This window comes from Nocardioides cynanchi, assembly GCF_008761635.1.
Lineage (GTDB): Bacteria > Actinomycetota > Actinomycetes > Propionibacteriales > Nocardioidaceae > Nocardioides > Nocardioides cynanchi.
In genome coordinates this window covers 3,503,195-3,519,672 of sequence record NZ_CP044344.1, presented here as the reverse complement: position 1 = coordinate 3,519,672, position 16,478 = coordinate 3,503,195, and the positions used below count along the sequence as shown (strand labels likewise).

Below are 16,478 nucleotides of genomic sequence, written 5' to 3'. Positions count from 1 at the left end.
TGAGTGCACAGAGGTGATAATGCCCGCGAACCGAGACCCGGCCACCCTGGTCGCGGCCGCGCGCCTGTACTACCTCGAGGGGCGGTCGCAGGCCGAGGTCGCCGACGCCCTGGGCACCAGCCGGTCGAACGTGTCGCGGATGCTGACCGAGGCCCAGAGCCAGGGCATCGTCGAGTTCCGGATCCACGACCCGGCCGGCCGGGTCGAGCCGCTCGAGGAGGAGCTCTCTGCCAGGTTCGGCCTCCAGGACGTACGCGTGGCCCACGTGGCGCGGTCCGGCCAGCGCACCGAGGACCAGGTCGGTCGGCAGGCCGCGCGACTGCTGCTGGAGAGCCTCAAGGACTCCATGACCGTCGCCATCTCGTGGGGGCACGCGCTCCAGTCCGCGGTCTACGCGACGACCTCCGAGCAGGCCTTCCACCAGCTCAGCCTGGTCCAGCTGGTCGGCGGCCTGTCCGCGATCAGCAACGAGATCAGCGGCCAGGAGCTGGTCCGGGAGCTCGCCGTACGCCTGGGTGCGCAGTACCGCTTCCTGCACGCGCCGGCGACCGTCGAGTCCCCGGCCGTGCGCCAGGCCCTGATGGCCGAGCCCTCGATCGCCGAAGCGGTCGCCGAGGCCGGCCGGGCCGACCTGGCCATGGTCGGCATCGGCACCCCGACCGTCGGGTCCTCCGCGGCGATCCTGGACTCGATGCGGCTCAGCCCCGCCGAGCGCCAGGAGTTCTGGGACGCCCACCCGGTCGGCGACATCGCTGCGCGGTACTACGACGAGCAGGGCACCCGGATCAAGGGTGCGGTCGACGACCGCATCGTCGGCGCCACCCTGGACGACCTCGTGTCGATCCCCCACGTGATCGGCGTGGCCCACGGCCGCGCCAAGGCGCCGGGGGTCCTCGGCGCCCTGAACGGCCGGCTGATCGACTCGCTGGTGTGTGACGAGAGCCTGGCCCGCAGCGTCCTGAGCGCCGCTCGGACCAGCGACGAGAAGAGGAGCACGCTCTGATGTGGTTCGCGATCATTGCCGCAGTCGTCGCCGGATGGATGGTGCAGCTCTACTTCAGCTTCCACCAGGCGACCGCGTTCAACAAGGCCGTCGTCGCCCTGCGCGCCCAGGGCACGGTCAGCGTCGGCGCCGGCGGCAAGCGCTACCGCGGCGGTCGCGCCTTCGTCGCGATCGCGGTGGACGAGCGCGACACCGTCGTCGACGCGATCACCCTCCAGGGGCTGACCACCTTCGCCCGCGCTCGCGCCCTCCCGGGCGCGTGCGGCCAGACTCTTCGTCGCCTCGGGAGCGACCGTGAGATCCCCGCCCTGACCCGTCAGCAGCGCGAGGCAGCCCGCCAGGCCGCCACGCTCTTCGTCGAGGGTCGCGAGCGGGCCACGCGGGACGCGGAAGGGGGTGTCCCGACCAGCGCCGGATGAGACCTCGCCCGACGGACGCGGGGTGGAGCCCACGCCCGTCGAGCGAAGCAGGATCGAGCGGACACCGCTCGAGCTACACCTCAGATGCCAGGCAAGCATCAAACGAACGTGCCTTCACCGAGGGGGCCGACTCGACAGGAGCAATCATGCCATTCACAGAACTGGCGGCTGCCATTCCGATGGCCACCACCGCCCCGACGGTGAACCCACCGACCGGGTTCTTCGGGGCGCTGGCCGATGCCGCAACGTGGTTCATCGGCCTCTTCCAGGCCGGCGGCGACTTCTTCCTCGCCCTGGTCACCGGGATCATCCCGCTGCTGGTCGTGCTGCTGACCGCGATCAACGCGCTGATCCGGCTGATCGGGCCGGAGCGCATCGACAAGGTCGGCGAGGCCGCAGGACGTCCCGGCATCCAGTGGTACCCCGTGCGGTACCTCGTGCTCCCGGTCCTCTCCGTGTTCTTCCTGACCAACCCGATGGCCTACACCATGGGTCGGTTCCTCCCCGAGAAGTACAAGCCGGCGTTCTACGACTCCGCCGTGAGCTTCGTGCACCCGATCACCGGCATCTTCCCGCACGCCAACGCAGGCGAGCTCTTCGTCTACCTCGGCATCGCGGGCGGGATCACCCAGCTCGGTCTCAACACCAGCGACCTCGCCGTCCGTTACCTCCTGGTCGGCCTCGTCGTCATCCTGCTCCGCGGCATCCTCACGGAGCTCATCACCGCCGCCATGCTGACGCGTCGTGACAACGCGGCAGCGCAGGCCCAGCAGGCCGAGGAGGCCACGGCATGAGCACCACCACTGCAGCGAAGACGCCCGCGGGCGGCAGCGCGTTCGACAAGATGAGCAAGGTGCTGGTCACGGTCGGCAAGGCCGTCGGCGGCGTCGTCGGCATCCTCTACCAGGCCGGTCGCGACACCATCGACACGGTGATCCGCAACATCCTGCCGTTCATGGCCTTCATCTCGGTCCTGGTCGGCATCATCAACAAGACCGGCCTCGGCGACCACCTGGCCCACTGGATCAGCCCGCTGGCCAGCAGCCTGCCCGGCCTGCTCGTGATCAGCATCTTCTGCTCCATCCCGATCCTGTCCCCGGTGCTGGGCCCCGGAGCCGTCATCGCCCAGGTGATCGGCGTGCTGCTGGGCACCCGGATCGCGGCCGGTGACATCGCGCCGCAGTACTCCCTTCCGGCGTTGTTCGCGATCGACCCCCAGGTCGGCTGCGACTTCATCCCGGTCGGCCTGGCTCTCGGCGAGGCCGAACCACACACAGTGGAGATCGGGGTGCCGGCGGTGCTCATCTCGCGGATGATCACCGGGCCCGTCTCCGTGGTGATCGCCTACTTCGCGAGCTTCGGCCTCTACACCTCCAGCAACTGACCATGCAGGCTGGACCTGTCCAGCCATCAACCGAAACGGAGTCATCATGGCCGAGTACAAGTCAGTCAAGGTCAGCGCCGGCCGGGGCGGGTGGGGGGGACCCCTCACCGTCACCCCGAGCGACAGCCGACCCCTGATCGCCTCCATCACGGGGGGCGGCATCCATCCGGTCGCCCAACGGATCGCCGATCTCACGGGCGGTGAGGCCTTCGACGGCTTCTCGAGCTCGGCCCCCTTCGACAAGCTCGCCGTCGCCGTCATCGACTGTGGCGGTACGGCGAGGGTCGGGGTCTACCCGATGAAGAAGGTGCTCACAGTGGACATCCACGCCACCAGCCCGGCCGGGCCGCTGGCGCAGTTCATCACCGAGGAGCTGTTCGTCTCCGGCGTGAAGCCCGAGAACGTGGAAGAAGCATGACCGAGCCCGGCCAGGGGGCCGTCTACGCCACCACCGTCACCAAGGTCGGTTCCCAGGTCCAGGCCTTCCTGGACCACGGGATCCTGATCTTCTTCGGCGACCACGCCCCGGAGGAGCTGCACGACATCTCCGTGCTCCACCGGGCCGACGTGGCGGACGACGGCCCCCAGCCGGGCGACACCATCCATCTCGGAGACGTGTCGCTGGAGGTCCTCGCCGTCGGTGAGGTCGTCCGCGACAACCTGCTCAACCTGGGCCACCTGGACCTCAAGGCGGACGGGCGCACCACCGCCAAGCTGCCCGGCGACGTCTGCGTCGCGGTCGGCGCACTCCCCCTCCTCGCTCCGGGCGACTCGTTCCGGATCACCCGCCCTGCCTGACCTTCCCCCAAGGAGCTCACCATGTCTTACCGCGATCGTCTCCAGCGCCGGCTCGACGACACGGGTCGCCCGGTGCGGGTCGGCCTGATCGGCGCCGGGCAGATGGGACGAGGCTTCGCCGCACAGCTGCTGAAGATGCCCGGCGTCTCCCTCTCGGCGGTCTTCGACGTCGACCGTGACCGTGCCGTGGAGGCCTTCTCCCAGGCCGGGATCACCGCCTCGTCGGCCACCGACCCCGACGTCGCCGCCCGCGCCATCGAGAACGGCGAGTCCGTCGCGCTGGGTGGTGTCGACGAGATCGGAGCGCTTCCGCTCGACATCGTGGTCGAGGCCACGGGAGTACCCGACGTCGGCGCCCGTACGGCGATCGAATCGCTGGCCGCCGGCATGGACTACGCCACCCTCAACGTCGAGCAGGACGTCACGGTCGGGCGCTACATGCTCCGGCTCGCCGAGGAGTCGGGCCGCCTCTACTCGGTGTGCCGCGGCGACGAGCCGGTGGAGACCAAGATCCTGGTCGACTTCGCCCGCGACCTGAACCTCGAGGTGATCTGCGCGGGCAAGGGCAAGAACAACCCGCTCGACCCCTACGCCACTCCTGAGGGACTGGCCGCCGAGGCCGCTCGCAAGAAGATGAACCCGAAGATGCTCACGGAGTTCGTCGACGGCTCGAAGGCCATGATCGAGATGGCCGCCCTGGCCAACACCACCGGTCTGGAGATGAGCCGGCGCGGCATGTACGGCCCGAGCTCCACGGTCCCGACCCTGCACGAGACCTTCGCCCTCCAGGAGGACGGCGGCGTCCTCGACCGCCCCGGTGTCGTGGACTACTGCATCGGCCCGGTCGCCCCCGGTGTGTTCGTGATCGTGCGCACCGACGACCCCTACGTCCAGCACGAGATGGCCTACCTCCAGATGGGCGACGGCCCCTACTTCTCGCTCTACCGCCCCTACCACCTCGCCTCGATCGAGGCGCCGCTGACCGTCTACTCGATGGTCCTCGACCGCGAGGCCAGCCTGACCTCGGAGCACTGGACCTCCGAGGTGGGCGCGGAGAGCAAGCGACCGCTCAAGGCCGGCGAGCTGATCACCGGGATCGGCACCGACACGATCCGCGGGCTCGCGGACCCCGCGGACGACTTCCTCGAGGAGAACGGCGTACCCCTGGGTGTGCTCGCCGGTGCGCGGCTGGTCCGCGACGTCCCCGCCGACCACATGCTCAGCTACGACGACGTCGAGCTCGACGAGGACTCCCTGATCGTGAAGATGCGTCGCTACCAGGAGGCCATGGCCCGCGGGGAGGACGTCCCCTCGCTGAAGGACCTGCAGGCGGCCATCGCCCGCTGACCGAGCCGCGATGACGCCCACCTCGCCACTACGCTTCGGGAGTGCCCGAGCCCACCAGCCGCCTGCCCCGGGCTGCGCTCGTGATGCTCGCGGCCGGCGAGGGCCGGCGTTCGGGGCACCACACCAACAAGGTGCTGCTGCCCCTGGCCGGTCGGCAGGTCTTCACGTGGTCGATCCGCTGGGCGCGGCTGCTGCCCGGGGTCGTGCACACGACCCTCGTGGTCCGCGAGGAGGACCGGTCGGCGGTCCTGGCCACGCTCGACCGCGAGGTGCGTCCGCCGCAGATCGACCTGGTCGTCGGCGGCGACACCCGGCACGCGTCGGAGTGGGCGGCGCTGCAGGCGCTGGGGCCGATGATCGAGGCCGGTGAGGTGGACGTGGTGGTGATCCACGACGCCGCGCGGCCGCTGGCGCCGTCCCGGCTCTTCGCCGAGGTGATCGCCGTGGCCGCCGAGCACGGCGGGGCCATCCCGGTGCGCGAGCACCGGGGGCTGACCGGCGTGGGCGCCACCCAGGTCCCCGACGACTCGGTGGTCACCGTGCAGACGCCCCAGGCGTTCGCCGCCCGACCGCTGCTCGAGGCCTACCGGCGGGCCGGCGACGACGGCTTCGTCGGCACCGACACCGCGAGCTGCATCGAGCGCTACACCGACCTCGCCGTGACCTGCGTGGAGGGTGACGCCCGCAACATCAAGATCACCTTCCCCGACGACCTCTTCCTGGCCGAGCGCCTGCTCGCCCGGGCGGACTACGATCTCTCCGACGGCCTCGAACAGCCACCGCACCATCACCTGCGCGACCTCTGGCCGTACGGCGGAAGGCCGAGGCAACCACGATGAGCACCGCGTACGCCGAGCTGACCTGCGAGACCTGCGAGGCCGTGACCGACCACGAGCTGAAGTACGCCGGTCGGCTGCTGGAGCTGACCAAGTGCACCGTGTGCGGGACCCAGGTCGAGGTCATCCCGCGCGCGATGCTGCCGGCCTACGCCCGTGACCTCGAGCAGCGGGTCGCCAGCAAGCCCCGCCGGATGCTGCGCCGCTGGAGCCGCGACCCGGTCGGCTACGCCGTCCGGCTGCCGTGGGCGGTCGCCCGGCAGCCGGTCAAGCTCGCTCGCGAGGTCTGGGCGCTGGTCCGCCGCTGACTGTGGGCGTCCGGCGTGCCTGCCGGAGCTGGCGACCCAGCTCGTCGACGCACTCCAGCAGGTGGACCGCCGAGACGTCGTCGACGCGGCGTGCCAGCGACGGGGCGTGGACCAGCTCGAGGTCCCCCCGGGCGCGCAGCCAGGTGACCAGGTGCGCGAGGTCGTCGAGTGGCGGCGGCCCGTCGGCCGCCTCGAGCACCGACGCGGCGATGACCGCCGGCGAGGCCAGCGAGACCAGGCCCTCGCGGTCGATGGTGCCGGTGATCCGTCCGGAGGCCGCGGTCTTGACCGTGTCGGTCACCGGCCGCACCGCGGCGTACGACGTGCTGCCGGACGACGCCTGCTCCAGGAGCGAGGACAGCAGGTCGTCGGGGGTCAGGGGGCACAGCGGATCGTGGACCAGCAGCGGCCCGGCCCCGGCCCCGCGCACCTCGTCCCACCACGGGCCGGACGACAGGACCTGGACCGCGGAGCCCAGCCCGGCGACCTCGGAGCGGACCCGGTCGGCCTGGTCGGCCTCGACCCGGACCACGATCTCGTCGCAGACTCGAGTCAGCGTACGGACCGCGAAGAGATACAGCGGCTCGTCGTGCAGGGGCTCGAAGACGAGCGTCCCGCGACCGTCGAGCGGTACCACGGCGCGCGCGTTGACGTGGTCCACGCGGCAACCGTAGCCGCCACGACATACGAAGGCCCCGTCACACCGGAGTGTGCGGGGCCGTCGTGTGGAGCCGAGGTCGGACTAGGAGGCGAGCACCTCGTCGAGCATGGCCTCGGCCTTGTCCTCGTTGGTGTGCTCGGCCAGGGCCAGCTCGGAGACCAGGATCTGGCGAGCCTTCGCCAGCATCCGCTTCTCGCCGGCCGACAGCCCACGGTCACGTTCGCGACGCCACAGGTCGCGCACGACCTCCGAGACCTTGTTCACGTCGCCGCTGTGCAGCTTCTCGAGGTTGGCCTTGTAGCGACGCGACCAGTTGGTCGGCTCCTCGACGTGCGCTGCGCGCAGGATGTCGAAGACGCGATCGAGGCCTTCCTTGTCGACCACGTCGCGCACCCCGACCAGGTCGAGGTTGCACGCGGGGACCCGGACCACGAGGTCCTGCTGTGCCACGATGCGGAGGACGAGGTACTGCCTGTCCTCACCCTTGATCTGCCGCATCTCGATGTCTTCGATGACAGCGGCCCCGTGATTGGGATAAACAACCGTTTCGCCCACGGTGAAAGACATATGTTCGGTACCACCCTTCGTGTATGACCATTCTAACACGTCCCGACGCGGGCTCCTTCATCGTTTGCGCAGGTCAGAGGCCCTCTCGGGGCTTGACAGGAAGCCGGATCGTGTGCCAGCGAGGCCCGGTCGGGGAGCGGCGTGTCGCCGTTCGCGGTGTCCGGCGAGTCGGTCGATGACCGATACTGCGTGACATGTCGGCACCTCTGGCACCACCAGCACCGGAGGCGCCCTCCGGTGGCGGACCCGGGCGCTTAGGCCGGCTCGGCGTCGTCCAGCTGGCCCGGGCCGCGCACCCGCGCCGGGCCCTGGCCACCGCCGTCGCCCTGGCCGTCGCCGCCGCGGCCTCCGGTCGCGCGGCGCGCGAGGTGGGGCTGGTGCTGGCGACCGTCCTGGTGGGCCAGGCCCTGCTCGGCTGGGACAACGACCTCGTCGACGAGGCAGCCGACCGCGAGGACGAGCGCACGGACAAGCCCCTGGTCACCGGGCCGCTGGACCGTGCCACGGTCGGCTTCGCCCTCGCCTGCGGGGTGCTGCTCGTCGTACCCCTCTCCCTGTCGGGCGGGATCACCGCCGGGATCTGCTACCTGCTCTCCCTGCTGGTCGCCCTGGCCGGCAACCGCTGGCTGCGCCGCGGGGCACTGTCCTGGGTGCCGTGGGCGGTCGGCTTCGCCCTGTACCCCGCGTTCCTCTCGTACGGCGGCTGGGGCGGCGGAGCGACCGGCCACCCGCCGACGATCGCCATCACCGTCGCCGCCGCCGTGCTCGGCGTGGGTGTCCACGTCCTGACCTCGCTGTCCGGCCTGGTCGAGGACAACCGGGCCGGACGCCACCACCTGCCGCTCCGGCTCGCCCTGCGCGTCGGGGCACCGCGCCTCCTGGCCCTCTCGGCGGCGTTCTGCCTGCTCGTCCTGGCCGTGATCGCATGGGTCGGCGCGACCGTCGGGCTGTCGCAGTAGCCCCGTCGAGAGCGGCTCCGGCGCCCGCTAGTCTGTGGCGCGTGAACCTGCGACGGACATGCGCGCTCGGTGCGGTCGGCCTCCTGACCGCCGGCCTCCTCGGCGCGTGCGGATTCAACTACGCGACGGACCGCATCAACTCCATCACGGCGGCCGCGAACTACCGCGACGGCACGGTCGACGTCCTCAACGCGGCGATCGTCAGCAAGGCGCCCAACTCGGGCACGTTCGTCGCCGGCCTCGCCAACAGCGACCAGACCAAGACCGTCACCCTCACCGGCATCTCCGGCGACGGCACGGCCGTGGGTGACGTGACCACGAGCTCGATCCCGATCGACCCCAACGGCTACGTCAACCTCGCGACGCCGGGCCAGGGCATCGCCGTCACCGGCACCTTCGCCCCCGGCCAGTACGTCTCCCTGACCCTCACCTTCGACGACGGCGAGAGCGCCACGCTCAACGTGCCGGTCTTCCTCGACGACGGGCAGGGACAGTGGGCCGGCCTCGACCAGTCCACGCCGTCTTCGTCGGCCAGCGGGCCCAGCGGCACGGTCACCGACAACACCTCCCCGAGCGCGTCTCCGACCGCCTCCCCGACCGCCTCCGCCAGCTGATGACCTACACCCTGGTCCTCCTCCGTCACGGCGAGAGCCTCTGGAACGCCGAGAACCTCTTCACCGGTTGGGTCGACGTGGACCTGTCCGACAAGGGACGGGCCGAAGCGGTCCGCGGGGGCGAGCAGCTCCGCGACGCCGGCATCCTCCCCGATGTCGTCCACACCTCTCTCCTGCGCCGGGCGATCACCACGGCCGCGGTCAGCCTCGACGTCGCCGACCGGCACTGGATCCCGGTCCGCCGGAGCTGGCGGCTCAACGAGCGCCACTACGGCGCCCTCCAGGGCAAGAACAAGAAGCAGACCCTCGACGAGTACGGCGAGGAGCAGTTCATGCTCTGGCGCCGTTCGTTCGACACCCCGCCGCCCCCGCTCGACGACGACAGCGAGTTCTCCCAGGCCCACGACGTGCGGTACGCCGACCTCGGTGACGAGCTGCCCCGCGCCGAGTGCCTCAAGGACGTCATCGCCCGGCTCCTGCCCTACTGGGAGGGCCCGGTGGCCGACGACCTGCGGACCGGACAGACCGTGCTGCTCGCCGCCCACGGCAACAGCCTGCGCGGTGTCGTCAAGCACCTCGACGGCATCAGCGACGACGACATCGCCGCGCTCAACATCCCGACCGGGATGCCGCTGGTCTACGAGCTCGACGACGACCTGCGCCCGACGGTCCCGGGCGGGACCTACCTCGACCCCGACGCCGCGGCTGCGGCCGCGGCAGCAGTAGCGAACCAGGGTCGCTGAGCAGGAGCACGCGAGGCACGAGCGCGCTCCCTGCGCTCAGCGAGGTCGAGCGAGCCCCACGGCCGAGCCCGCGAGGCCGTGACGGGCGGGTCGAGACCCCGGAACGCGCCCGAGCACGCGAGGCACGAGCGCGCTCCCTGCGCTCAGCGAGGTCGAGCGAGCCCCACGGCCGAGCCCGCGAGGCCGTGACGGGCGGGTCGAGACCCCGGAACGCGCCCGAGCACGCGAGGCACGAGCGCGCTCCGTGCGCTCAGCGAGGTCGAGCGAGCCCCACGGCCGAGCCTGCGAGGCCGTGACGGGCGTGTCGAAACCCGGAACGCGCCCGAGCACGCGAGGCACGAGCGCGCTCCGTGCGCTCAGCGAGGTCGAGCGAGCCCCACGGCCGAGCCTGCGAGGCCGTGACGGGCGTGTCGAGACGCGGGACGGCTGTCAGGCGTCGCTGGCGACCGGGAACTGACCGGTCACCGCGAAGACCACCCGGTTGGCCACCGACACCGCGTGGTCGGCGATCCGCTCGTAGTAGCGACCGAGCAGGGCGATGTCGATGGCCGCCTCCACGCCGTGCTGCCAGTCGTCCCCCAGGAGCTGGGTGAACGACGTACGGCGCAGCTGGTCCATCTCCTCGTCGTCTCGGCCCAGGGCGATCGCCGCCTCGACGTCACGCTCGGTGATCACCGCGGAGACCCGGCGGACCATGTCCTCGGCGACGTCGCCCATCCGGGCCACGGTCGCGCGGGCGTCCTCGGGCACCGCGATCTCGGGCACACGCAGCCGGGCGATCTTGGCGACGTGGACCGAGAGGTCGCCCATCCGCTCGAGCTCGCTGACCATGCGCAGGGCCGACACGACCACGCGCAGGTCGCCGGCCACCGGCTGCTGCAGCGACAGCAGCGAGAAGGCTGTCTCCTCGACCCGCTCGCGGGCCCGGTCGACCTTGGCGTCGGCGGCGATCACCGCCTCGGCGATCTCGGCGTCGCCGTTGAGCAGCGCCTGGGTCGCCAGCCGGACCGACTTCTCGACGGCGTCGCAGATCTCGGCGAGGTCGGAGAAGATCGAGTCGAGCTGCTCGTGGAAGGCTTCACGCATGGACACACCGTAGGCGCCCAAGGTGACCAGACGGGGTCGACGGGTGAACGCGCCGTGAACAGTGACCCGGCGGACCGCTCGTGAGCGAACTCCGGGTGAAGCGGTGCGTACGATCAGGGCGTGAGCCCCACGACGCAGGCGTTCGTCGCCGCGCTCATCGGGGCCGTCGTCGCCGGTGCGGCCGTCCTGGCCTGGCACGTCAGCCAGGCCCAGCTCGCCGCCGCCCAACCCGCCGACGATCCCGTGCTGCCGGCGGGCGTCGCGACAGTCCTGTCGGTGCTGCGCAGCAGCGCCGTCGTGGTCGATGACGACGACGAGGTGGTGAAGGCCTCCGCGCCCGCCCATGCCCTGGGTCTGGTGCGCGGTCAGCGGCTGGCCTCGGCCGAGCTGGCCGAGCTGGTCCGTCAGGTGCGGCGCGACGGCCAGATCCGCGAGGCCGACCTCGTGCTCCCCCGCAGCAGCGGACCGGCCCGCACCGTGACCGCCCGGGTGGCGCCCTTGAGCTCGCGACTGGTCCTGGCCCTGATGGAGGACCGCACGACCGAGCGCCGCGTCGAGGCCGTCCGCCGTGACTTCGTCGCCAACGTGTCCCACGAGCTGAAGACCCCGGTCGGGGCGATCAAGCTGCTGGCGGAGGCTGTCTCGGACGCTTCCGACGATCCCGAGGCCATCGAGCGCTTCGCCCGGCGGATGCTCACCGAGAGCGACCGGCTCGCCCGGATGGTGCAGCAGATCATCGAGCTCTCGCGCCTCCAGGGGGACGAGCCGGTCGAGGCTCCCCACCTGGTCGAGGTCGACGAGGTGATCGCGCGCTCGGTCGACTTCACCGTGATGGACGCCCAGAACAAGGACATCAAGGTCGTCACGGGCGGCACCTCCGGTCTGCGGATCTTCGGCAACGAGGAGCAGGTCTCCGCGGCGATCACCAACCTGGTCGCCAACGCCGTGGCCTACTCCGGCAGCGACTCGACCGTGCTCGTCACCACCAAGGCCGCCGACGACATGGTCGAGATCTCGGTCGTCGACCAGGGCATCGGCATCCCCTCCGACGAGCTGGACCGGATCTTCGAGCGCTTCTACCGCGTCGACCCGGCCCGGCACCGCTCCACCGGTGGCACGGGGCTCGGGCTCTCCATCGTCAAGCACGTCGCGGCCACCCACGGTGGCGACGTACGGGTGTGGTCCCTCGAGGGACAGGGCTCCACCTTCACGCTGTCCCTGCCCCGATCCCGCCAGGAGGAGAACGCATGACCACATCGAGGAGACCCACATGACGCGCGTGCTCGTCGTCGAGGACGAAGAGAGCTACGCCGACGCGCTGTCGTACATGCTCCGCAAGGAGGGGTACGACGTCTCGCTGGCAGCCACCGGGCCGGACGCGGTCACCGAGTTCGACCGCAACGGCGCCGACATCGTGCTCCTGGACCTGATGCTGCCCGGGCTGTCGGGCACCGAGGTGTGCCGGCACATCCGGGCGAGCTCCAACGTGCCGGTGATCATGGTCAGCGCCAAGGACGACGAGGTGGACAAGATCGTCGGGCTCGAGCTGGGGGCCGACGACTACGTCACCAAGCCGTACTCGCCTCGGGAGCTGGTGGCCCGGATCCGGGCCGTGCTGCGGCGCGGGACCGAGCCCGACCTGGCCCCGATGACCCTCGAGGCCGGCCCGGTCCGGATGGACGTCGAGCGGCACACGGTGACCGTCGACGGCGACCCGCAACGGCTGCCGCTGAAGGAGTTCGAGCTGCTCGAGATGTTCCTGCGCAACCCCGGCCGGGTGCTCACCCGTGGGCAGCTGATCGACCGGGTCTGGGGATCGGACTACGTCGGCGACACCAAGACCCTCGACGTGCACGTGAAGAGGCTGCGCGCCAAGCTCGAGCAGGACCCCGCCAGGCCGGAGCTGCTGGTCACCGTCCGGGGCCTCGGCTACAAGCTCGACCTCTGAGCCGCTCGGTGGTCGAGCGGAGCAGCTCGGTGGTCGAGCGGAGCCACCCGGTGGTCGACCGGAGCAGCTCGGTGGTCGAGCGGAGCAGCTCGGTGGTGGAGCGGAGCAGCTCGGTGGTCGAGCGGAGCAGCTCGGTGGTCGAGCGGAGTCGAGACCACATCTCAGGGAATTCCCGGAGGCGCGTTGTCGGCGGGCCGCGCTAGCCTCCAGACTCGCGACGAGGACGGGGAGGGACGAGCCGATGCGCCGTCTGGCAGAGCTGGTGCTGCGGCACCGACTGGTGATCGTGATCGGGTGGGCGGTGATCCTCCTCGCGGGCGGCGCCGTGGCCGGCACCGTCAGCAACCGGATGACGGTGAACTTCTCGCTGCCCGGCCAGCCGGGCGACACCGCGGCGAACAAGATCATCGCGGAGTTCCACAACGGCGGTAACACCTCGCCGCTCCTGGCCACCGTCACCCTGCCCGCGGGCCAGACCATCACCGGCCACGAGGCCCAGGTGGCCAAGGCGTTCGCCTCGCTGGGCTCGGCCGACGTGCCCCTGCGGGTGGTCGACGAGGCCAACACCGGCGACAAGGCCTTCCGCACCTCGGACGACCGTACGGCGTACGCGATGGTGTTCTACCCCTTCCCGCAGAGCTTCGCCGACCAGGTGCCGACCAAGCTGGTCAGGTCCACGGTGGGTGCCGCCGCGCCGCCCGGTGCCACGGTCGGGGTGACCGGTATGGATGCGCTCGCCGTCGGTGACGACTCGGGCGGCAACGGCGTGCTCACCGAGACGCTGCTCGGCGCACTCGGCGCACTGATCGTGCTGCTGTTCGTCTTCGCCTCGATGCTCGCCTTCCTGCCACTGGTCGTGGCGGCGGTGTCCATCCTGACCACGTTCCTGCTGCTCCTGCCCCTGACCTACCTCACCGACGTGTCGTTCATCGTCCAGTTCCTGGTCGCGCTGGTCGGGCTCGGCGTCGCGATCGACTACTCCCTGCTGTTCGTCACCCGCTGGCGCGAGGAGCGAGACCACGGCAAGGACAACCACGACGCGGTCGTGGCCGCGATGGAGACGGCCGGGCACGCGGTCCTGTTCAGCGGGCTGACCGTCGCGATCGGCCTGCTGGCGCTGGTCGTGCTGCCGGTGCCGTTCATGCGCAGCATCGGCATGGGCGGGGCGCTGATCCCGCTCGCCTCGGTGCTGGTGACGCTCACGCTGACGCCGGCGATCCTGGGCAGCATCGGCCCCCGGGTGGACTGGCCCAAGATCCGCCACGAGAACAAGCCGAGCCGGGGCTGGACGGCGTGGGCGCGCCTCGTCGTGCGCCGCCGCTGGATCGCGGCGGTTGCGGCGCTGGCCGTGATCGGGGTGCTCTTCGTGTCGTTCCTCGGCATCAAGATCGGTGCCGCCGACTCGTCGTCGCTGGCCAAGAACGGCGCCGCCTTCGACACCCTCCAGGTGCTCAAGAGCGGAGGGGTGACCACCGGGTCGCTGACGCCGATCGAGGTCCTGACCGAGACCAGCAAGGCCCAGGCGGTGGCCCAGACCCTCGGTGGGGTCGACGGCATCACCCATGCCGTGGTGCCGTCCGGCCCCGGCTCGTCGGTCGACGGTCAGACCGTCGTGGTGCTGATCCCGAGCGCGGAGACGGTGAACTCCTCCAGCGTCCAGGTGGTCCGCGACGTCACCGCGCTGGCGGACAAGACCGACGGGGTGCTCGGCGTGACCGGTCTCGGCAACGCCCAGGTCGACTTCCTGCACGCGGTCTACGGCAACTTCCCGCTGATGCTGCTGCTGATCGCGTTCCTCACCTACGTCCTGCTGGTGCGGGCGTTCCGCTCGCTGCTGCTGCCGCTCAAGGCGGTGATCCTCAACCTGGTCTCGCTGACCGCCGTCTACGGCCTGATGGTGCTGTTCTGGCAGCAGGGTTACGGCTCGCAGGCGGTCTTCGGGATCCAGGAGACCGGCGCCGTCACCTTCTGGATCCCGCTGATGGTCTTCGCGTTCCTGTTTGGGCTCTCGATGGACTACGAGGTGTTCATCCTGTCGCGGATCCGTGAGGAGTACGACGCGGGCGCGTCCACCGACGAGGCCGTGGTGCTCGGCATCGGCCGCACCGGCCGGCTGGTGACCAGCGCCGCGCTGATCCTGTTCCTGGCCTTCGCCGCGCTGGCCTCCGGTCCGGGCACCGACATCAAGGTGCTCGCCACCGGACTCGGCTTCGGCATCCTGCTCGACGCGACCCTGGTGCGCTCGGTCCTGGTGCCGTCGCTGGTCTCGTTGTTCGGCTCCTGGAACTGGAAGCTCCCCGACTCGGTCGCCCGCATCCTGCGGGTCCCGCCGTCGGTCGTCCACGCCGAGCAGCCCGAGGTCGCCGTCGGCGACTGAAGTTCGGCACACTGGTCGCGCCATGCCACCTGCCGCTGCCGAGCCCGACGAACCGACCGCACCGGCGGAGTCTCCGGTCGCGCGCCCGGCGGACACCCGCGAGATCGCGGCGACGATGAACCTCGCGCTCCGGATCGGCGAGCTGCTGCTGTCCTCGGGCGCGGGTGCCGGTGACGTGAGCGCGGCGATGCGCAACGTGGCCTGGGCCTGCGGACTGCGCGGCTACACCGCGGACGTGATGTTCACCGAGCTCACCATGAGCTACCAGTCCTCGCCGGAGGATCCCGCCCTGATCCAGATCCGGCAGGTGCGCTACCGCGAGGTCGACTATGGCGACCTCACCGAGGTCGACCATCTGATCCGGGCCCTGGTCGACGGCTCGATCGGCCGGGCTGAGGCCACCAACCGCCTGAACCGGATCATCTCCACCGGTCACGCCCGCCCCCGGTGGTCGGTGACCGCCGCACTCGGCGTGATGGGTGGTGGCGTCGGCATGGTGCTGGGCGGCGACTGGCTCGTCGTCGCCGTCGCCGCGGCGGCCGCCATGCTGGTCGACCTGATGCAGCGGCAGATGAGCCGGCGCCGGCTGCCGGCGTTCTACCAGCAGGTGGCCGGAGGACTGCTGGCGACGCTGATCGCCGTGGCCGTGACCGCCACGCCGGCCGAGGTCTCGCCGAGCCTGGTGATCTCGACCAGCATCATCATGCTGCTGGCGGGCGTGAACTTCCTGGGCGCCATCCAGGACGCCCTGACCGGCTTCCCGGTGACCGCGGGCGCCCGGATCCTCGAGGCGTTCGTGGCGACCTCGGGAGTCGTGGCCGGGGTCAGCGGCGGCCTCCAGCTCTCGACGGTCCTCGGCGTCGATCTCGGCCGGCTCAACCCCGGCGCCTACTCGCTGGCCCAGACCCCGGTGATGGTGATCGGTGGGGCGATCGCCGCGGCCGCCTACTCCTTCTCGGCCTACGCCCCACCCCGGGCGCTGGCGCCGATCGCGGCCGTCGCCGCGGTCGCGATCTGGGTGTACGCCACGGTGTACCAGCAGGGTTTCGGGATCGCCTGGTCGTCCGCCCTGGCGGCGCTGCTGCTCGGGCTGGCGAGCTACCCCGTCGCGACCCGGACCCGGATTCCCGCTCTGGTGGTCGTGGCCGCCGGCATCACGCCGTTCCTTCCCGGCCTGTCGATCTTCCGGGGGCTGACCCTCCTCGGCACGGACGCGAGCGCGGCTCTCCTGGCGATGGTCACGGCGGCCGCCATCGCGATCGCGCTCAGCTCCGGGGCGATCCTGGGTGAGTACCTCGCCCAGCCGATCCGGCGCGAGACCCGGCGACTCGAGAGCAAGCTGGCGGGGCCACGACTGGTCGGCCCGCACACGGTGCGTCGCCTGCGCCGCCGCCGGGCGCGGCGGGCCACCTCGGATCCCACCTAGGC

At 71.1% G+C, this 16,478-nt stretch carries 19 protein-coding genes; 16 read left to right on the top strand and 3 right to left on the bottom strand.

Annotated elements, in window-relative coordinates:
* Window positions 1–19 precede the first annotated feature (19 nt).
* From E3N83_RS17040 to E3N83_RS17000, 9 genes are all read left to right on the top strand, one after another.
* Window positions 20–1,003, top strand: coding sequence for a sugar-binding transcriptional regulator (locus E3N83_RS17040; RefSeq protein ID WP_151084339.1), 984 nt, complete (start codon window positions 20–22; stop codon window positions 1,001–1,003).
* Complete coding sequence (locus tag E3N83_RS17035) at window positions 1,003–1,422, top strand: transcriptional regulator GutM (protein ID WP_151084338.1); 420 nt, start codon at window positions 1,003–1,005, stop codon at window positions 1,420–1,422. Before E3N83_RS17040 ends, E3N83_RS17035 begins: the two co-directional genes overlap by 1 nt.
* A gap of 146 nt (window positions 1,423–1,568) precedes the next feature.
* Window positions 1,569–2,216, top strand: a complete 648-nt coding sequence (srlA, locus tag E3N83_RS17030) for a PTS glucitol/sorbitol transporter subunit IIC (RefSeq protein WP_238342955.1) — start codon at window positions 1,569–1,571, stop codon at window positions 2,214–2,216.
* On the top strand, window positions 2,213–2,806 hold the full coding sequence (locus E3N83_RS17025; RefSeq protein ID WP_151084337.1) for a PTS glucitol/sorbitol transporter subunit IIB: 594 nt from the start codon (window positions 2,213–2,215) through the stop codon (window positions 2,804–2,806). Before srlA ends, E3N83_RS17025 begins: the two co-directional genes overlap by 4 nt.
* A gap of 46 nt (window positions 2,807–2,852) precedes the next feature.
* The gene (locus E3N83_RS17020; protein ID WP_151084336.1) at window positions 2,853–3,224 is read left to right on the top strand and encodes a PTS glucitol/sorbitol transporter subunit IIB; all 372 of its coding nucleotides are present in this window, start codon (window positions 2,853–2,855) and stop codon (window positions 3,222–3,224) included.
* Window positions 3,221–3,604: a PTS glucitol/sorbitol transporter subunit IIA gene (locus tag E3N83_RS17015; protein ID WP_151084335.1), complete on the top strand. Its 384-nt coding sequence runs from the start codon at window positions 3,221–3,223 to the stop codon at window positions 3,602–3,604. Before E3N83_RS17020 ends, E3N83_RS17015 begins: the two co-directional genes overlap by 4 nt.
* A gap of 21 nt (window positions 3,605–3,625) precedes the next feature.
* Window positions 3,626–4,951 (top strand): NAD(P)H-dependent oxidoreductase, encoded by a 1,326-nt coding sequence (locus E3N83_RS17010; protein WP_151084334.1) that lies wholly within the window; start codon window positions 3,626–3,628, stop codon window positions 4,949–4,951.
* A 41-nt stretch (window positions 4,952–4,992) separates the two neighbouring features.
* Window positions 4,993–5,790 (top strand): IspD/TarI family cytidylyltransferase, encoded by a 798-nt coding sequence (locus E3N83_RS17005; protein WP_238342954.1) that lies wholly within the window; start codon window positions 4,993–4,995, stop codon window positions 5,788–5,790.
* Entirely contained in the window at window positions 5,787–6,095 is a 309-nt protein-coding gene (locus E3N83_RS17000; RefSeq protein ID WP_151084333.1) for a hypothetical protein, read from the top strand. The genes E3N83_RS17005 and E3N83_RS17000 overlap by 4 nt, the downstream gene beginning before the upstream one ends.
* Here E3N83_RS17000 and E3N83_RS16995 read toward each other — a convergent pair.
* Together E3N83_RS16995 and E3N83_RS16990 are read right to left on the bottom strand one after the other, a co-directional pair.
* Window positions 6,055–6,756, bottom strand: coding sequence for a 2-C-methyl-D-erythritol 4-phosphate cytidylyltransferase (locus tag E3N83_RS16995; protein ID WP_151084332.1), 702 nt, complete (start codon window positions 6,754–6,756; stop codon window positions 6,055–6,057). The genes E3N83_RS17000 and E3N83_RS16995 overlap by 41 nt on opposite strands.
* An 81-nt stretch (window positions 6,757–6,837) precedes the next feature.
* On the bottom strand, window positions 6,838–7,323 hold the full coding sequence (locus E3N83_RS16990) for a CarD family transcriptional regulator (protein WP_151084331.1): 486 nt from the start codon (window positions 7,321–7,323) through the stop codon (window positions 6,838–6,840).
* Between the two features lie 194 nt (window positions 7,324–7,517).
* On the opposite strand from E3N83_RS16990, the gene E3N83_RS16985 reads away from it, so the two are divergent.
* The 3 genes from E3N83_RS16985 to E3N83_RS16975 are packed head-to-tail and all read left to right on the top strand — an operon-like array spanning window position 7,518 to window position 9,639.
* Window positions 7,518–8,282, top strand: coding sequence for a UbiA family prenyltransferase (locus E3N83_RS16985; protein WP_151084330.1), 765 nt, complete (start codon window positions 7,518–7,520; stop codon window positions 8,280–8,282).
* A gap of 41 nt (window positions 8,283–8,323) precedes the next feature.
* Window positions 8,324–8,896, top strand: a complete 573-nt coding sequence (locus E3N83_RS16980; protein WP_151084329.1) for a copper chaperone PCu(A)C — start codon at window positions 8,324–8,326, stop codon at window positions 8,894–8,896.
* Entirely contained in the window at window positions 8,896–9,639 is a 744-nt protein-coding gene (locus tag E3N83_RS16975; protein WP_191907847.1) for a phosphoglyceromutase, read from the top strand. The genes E3N83_RS16980 and E3N83_RS16975 overlap by 1 nt, the downstream gene beginning before the upstream one ends.
* 429 nt (window positions 9,640–10,068) lie before the next feature.
* On the opposite strand, the gene phoU is transcribed toward E3N83_RS16975, so the two are convergent.
* A complete protein-coding gene (gene phoU / locus E3N83_RS16970; RefSeq protein WP_151084328.1) occupies window positions 10,069–10,725 on the bottom strand; it encodes a phosphate signaling complex protein PhoU in 657 nt (218 codons plus the stop codon).
* A 120-nt stretch (window positions 10,726–10,845) separates the two neighbouring features.
* Between phoU and E3N83_RS16965 the strand changes: the two genes are divergently transcribed.
* The 4 genes from E3N83_RS16965 (at window position 10,846) to E3N83_RS16950 (ending at window position 16,476) form a co-directional block, all read left to right on the top strand.
* Complete coding sequence (locus tag E3N83_RS16965; protein ID WP_151084327.1) at window positions 10,846–11,976, top strand: sensor histidine kinase; 1,131 nt, start codon at window positions 10,846–10,848, stop codon at window positions 11,974–11,976.
* A 19-nt stretch (window positions 11,977–11,995) separates the two neighbouring features.
* The gene (locus E3N83_RS16960; protein WP_151084326.1) at window positions 11,996–12,673 is read left to right on the top strand and encodes a response regulator transcription factor; all 678 of its coding nucleotides are present in this window, start codon (window positions 11,996–11,998) and stop codon (window positions 12,671–12,673) included.
* A gap of 241 nt (window positions 12,674–12,914) precedes the next feature.
* Complete coding sequence (locus E3N83_RS16955; RefSeq protein ID WP_151084325.1) at window positions 12,915–15,050, top strand: MMPL family transporter; 2,136 nt, start codon at window positions 12,915–12,917, stop codon at window positions 15,048–15,050.
* A 22-nt stretch (window positions 15,051–15,072) separates the two neighbouring features.
* Window positions 15,073–16,476, top strand: a complete 1,404-nt coding sequence (locus E3N83_RS16950) for a threonine/serine exporter family protein (RefSeq protein WP_151084324.1) — start codon at window positions 15,073–15,075, stop codon at window positions 16,474–16,476.
* Window positions 16,477–16,478: the final 2 nt, after the last annotated feature.

What these genes read in the sequence shown, in the direction of transcription:
- E3N83_RS16960 (WP_151084326.1), top strand. Translation starts at nt 11,996, where the DNA reads ATGACGCGCGTGCTCGTCGTCGAGGACGAAGAGAGCTACGCCGACGCG.
- E3N83_RS17025 (WP_151084337.1), top strand. Translation starts at nt 2,213, where the DNA reads ATGAGCACCACCACTGCAGCGAAGACGCCCGCGGGCGGCAGCGCGTTC.
- phoU (WP_151084328.1), bottom strand. Translation starts at nt 10,725, where the DNA reads ATGCGTGAAGCCTTCCACGAGCAGCTCGACTCGATCTTCTCCGACCTC.
- E3N83_RS16955 (WP_151084325.1), top strand. Translation starts at nt 12,915, where the DNA reads ATGCGCCGTCTGGCAGAGCTGGTGCTGCGGCACCGACTGGTGATCGTG.
- E3N83_RS16950 (WP_151084324.1), top strand. Translation starts at nt 15,073, where the DNA reads ATGCCACCTGCCGCTGCCGAGCCCGACGAACCGACCGCACCGGCGGAG.
- E3N83_RS17020 (WP_151084336.1), top strand. Translation starts at nt 2,853, where the DNA reads ATGGCCGAGTACAAGTCAGTCAAGGTCAGCGCCGGCCGGGGCGGGTGG.
- E3N83_RS16975 (WP_191907847.1), top strand. Translation starts at nt 8,896, where the DNA reads ATGACCTACACCCTGGTCCTCCTCCGTCACGGCGAGAGCCTCTGGAAC.
- E3N83_RS17040 (WP_151084339.1), top strand. Translation starts at nt 20, where the DNA reads ATGCCCGCGAACCGAGACCCGGCCACCCTGGTCGCGGCCGCGCGCCTG.
- E3N83_RS17000 (WP_151084333.1), top strand. Translation starts at nt 5,787, where the DNA reads ATGAGCACCGCGTACGCCGAGCTGACCTGCGAGACCTGCGAGGCCGTG.
- E3N83_RS17010 (WP_151084334.1), top strand. Translation starts at nt 3,626, where the DNA reads ATGTCTTACCGCGATCGTCTCCAGCGCCGGCTCGACGACACGGGTCGC.
- E3N83_RS17015 (WP_151084335.1), top strand. Translation starts at nt 3,221, where the DNA reads ATGACCGAGCCCGGCCAGGGGGCCGTCTACGCCACCACCGTCACCAAG.
- srlA (WP_238342955.1), top strand. Translation starts at nt 1,569, where the DNA reads ATGCCATTCACAGAACTGGCGGCTGCCATTCCGATGGCCACCACCGCC.
- E3N83_RS16990 (WP_151084331.1), bottom strand. Translation starts at nt 7,323, where the DNA reads ATGTCTTTCACCGTGGGCGAAACGGTTGTTTATCCCAATCACGGGGCC.
- E3N83_RS17035 (WP_151084338.1), top strand. Translation starts at nt 1,003, where the DNA reads ATGTGGTTCGCGATCATTGCCGCAGTCGTCGCCGGATGGATGGTGCAG.
- E3N83_RS16985 (WP_151084330.1), top strand. Translation starts at nt 7,518, where the DNA reads ATGTCGGCACCTCTGGCACCACCAGCACCGGAGGCGCCCTCCGGTGGC.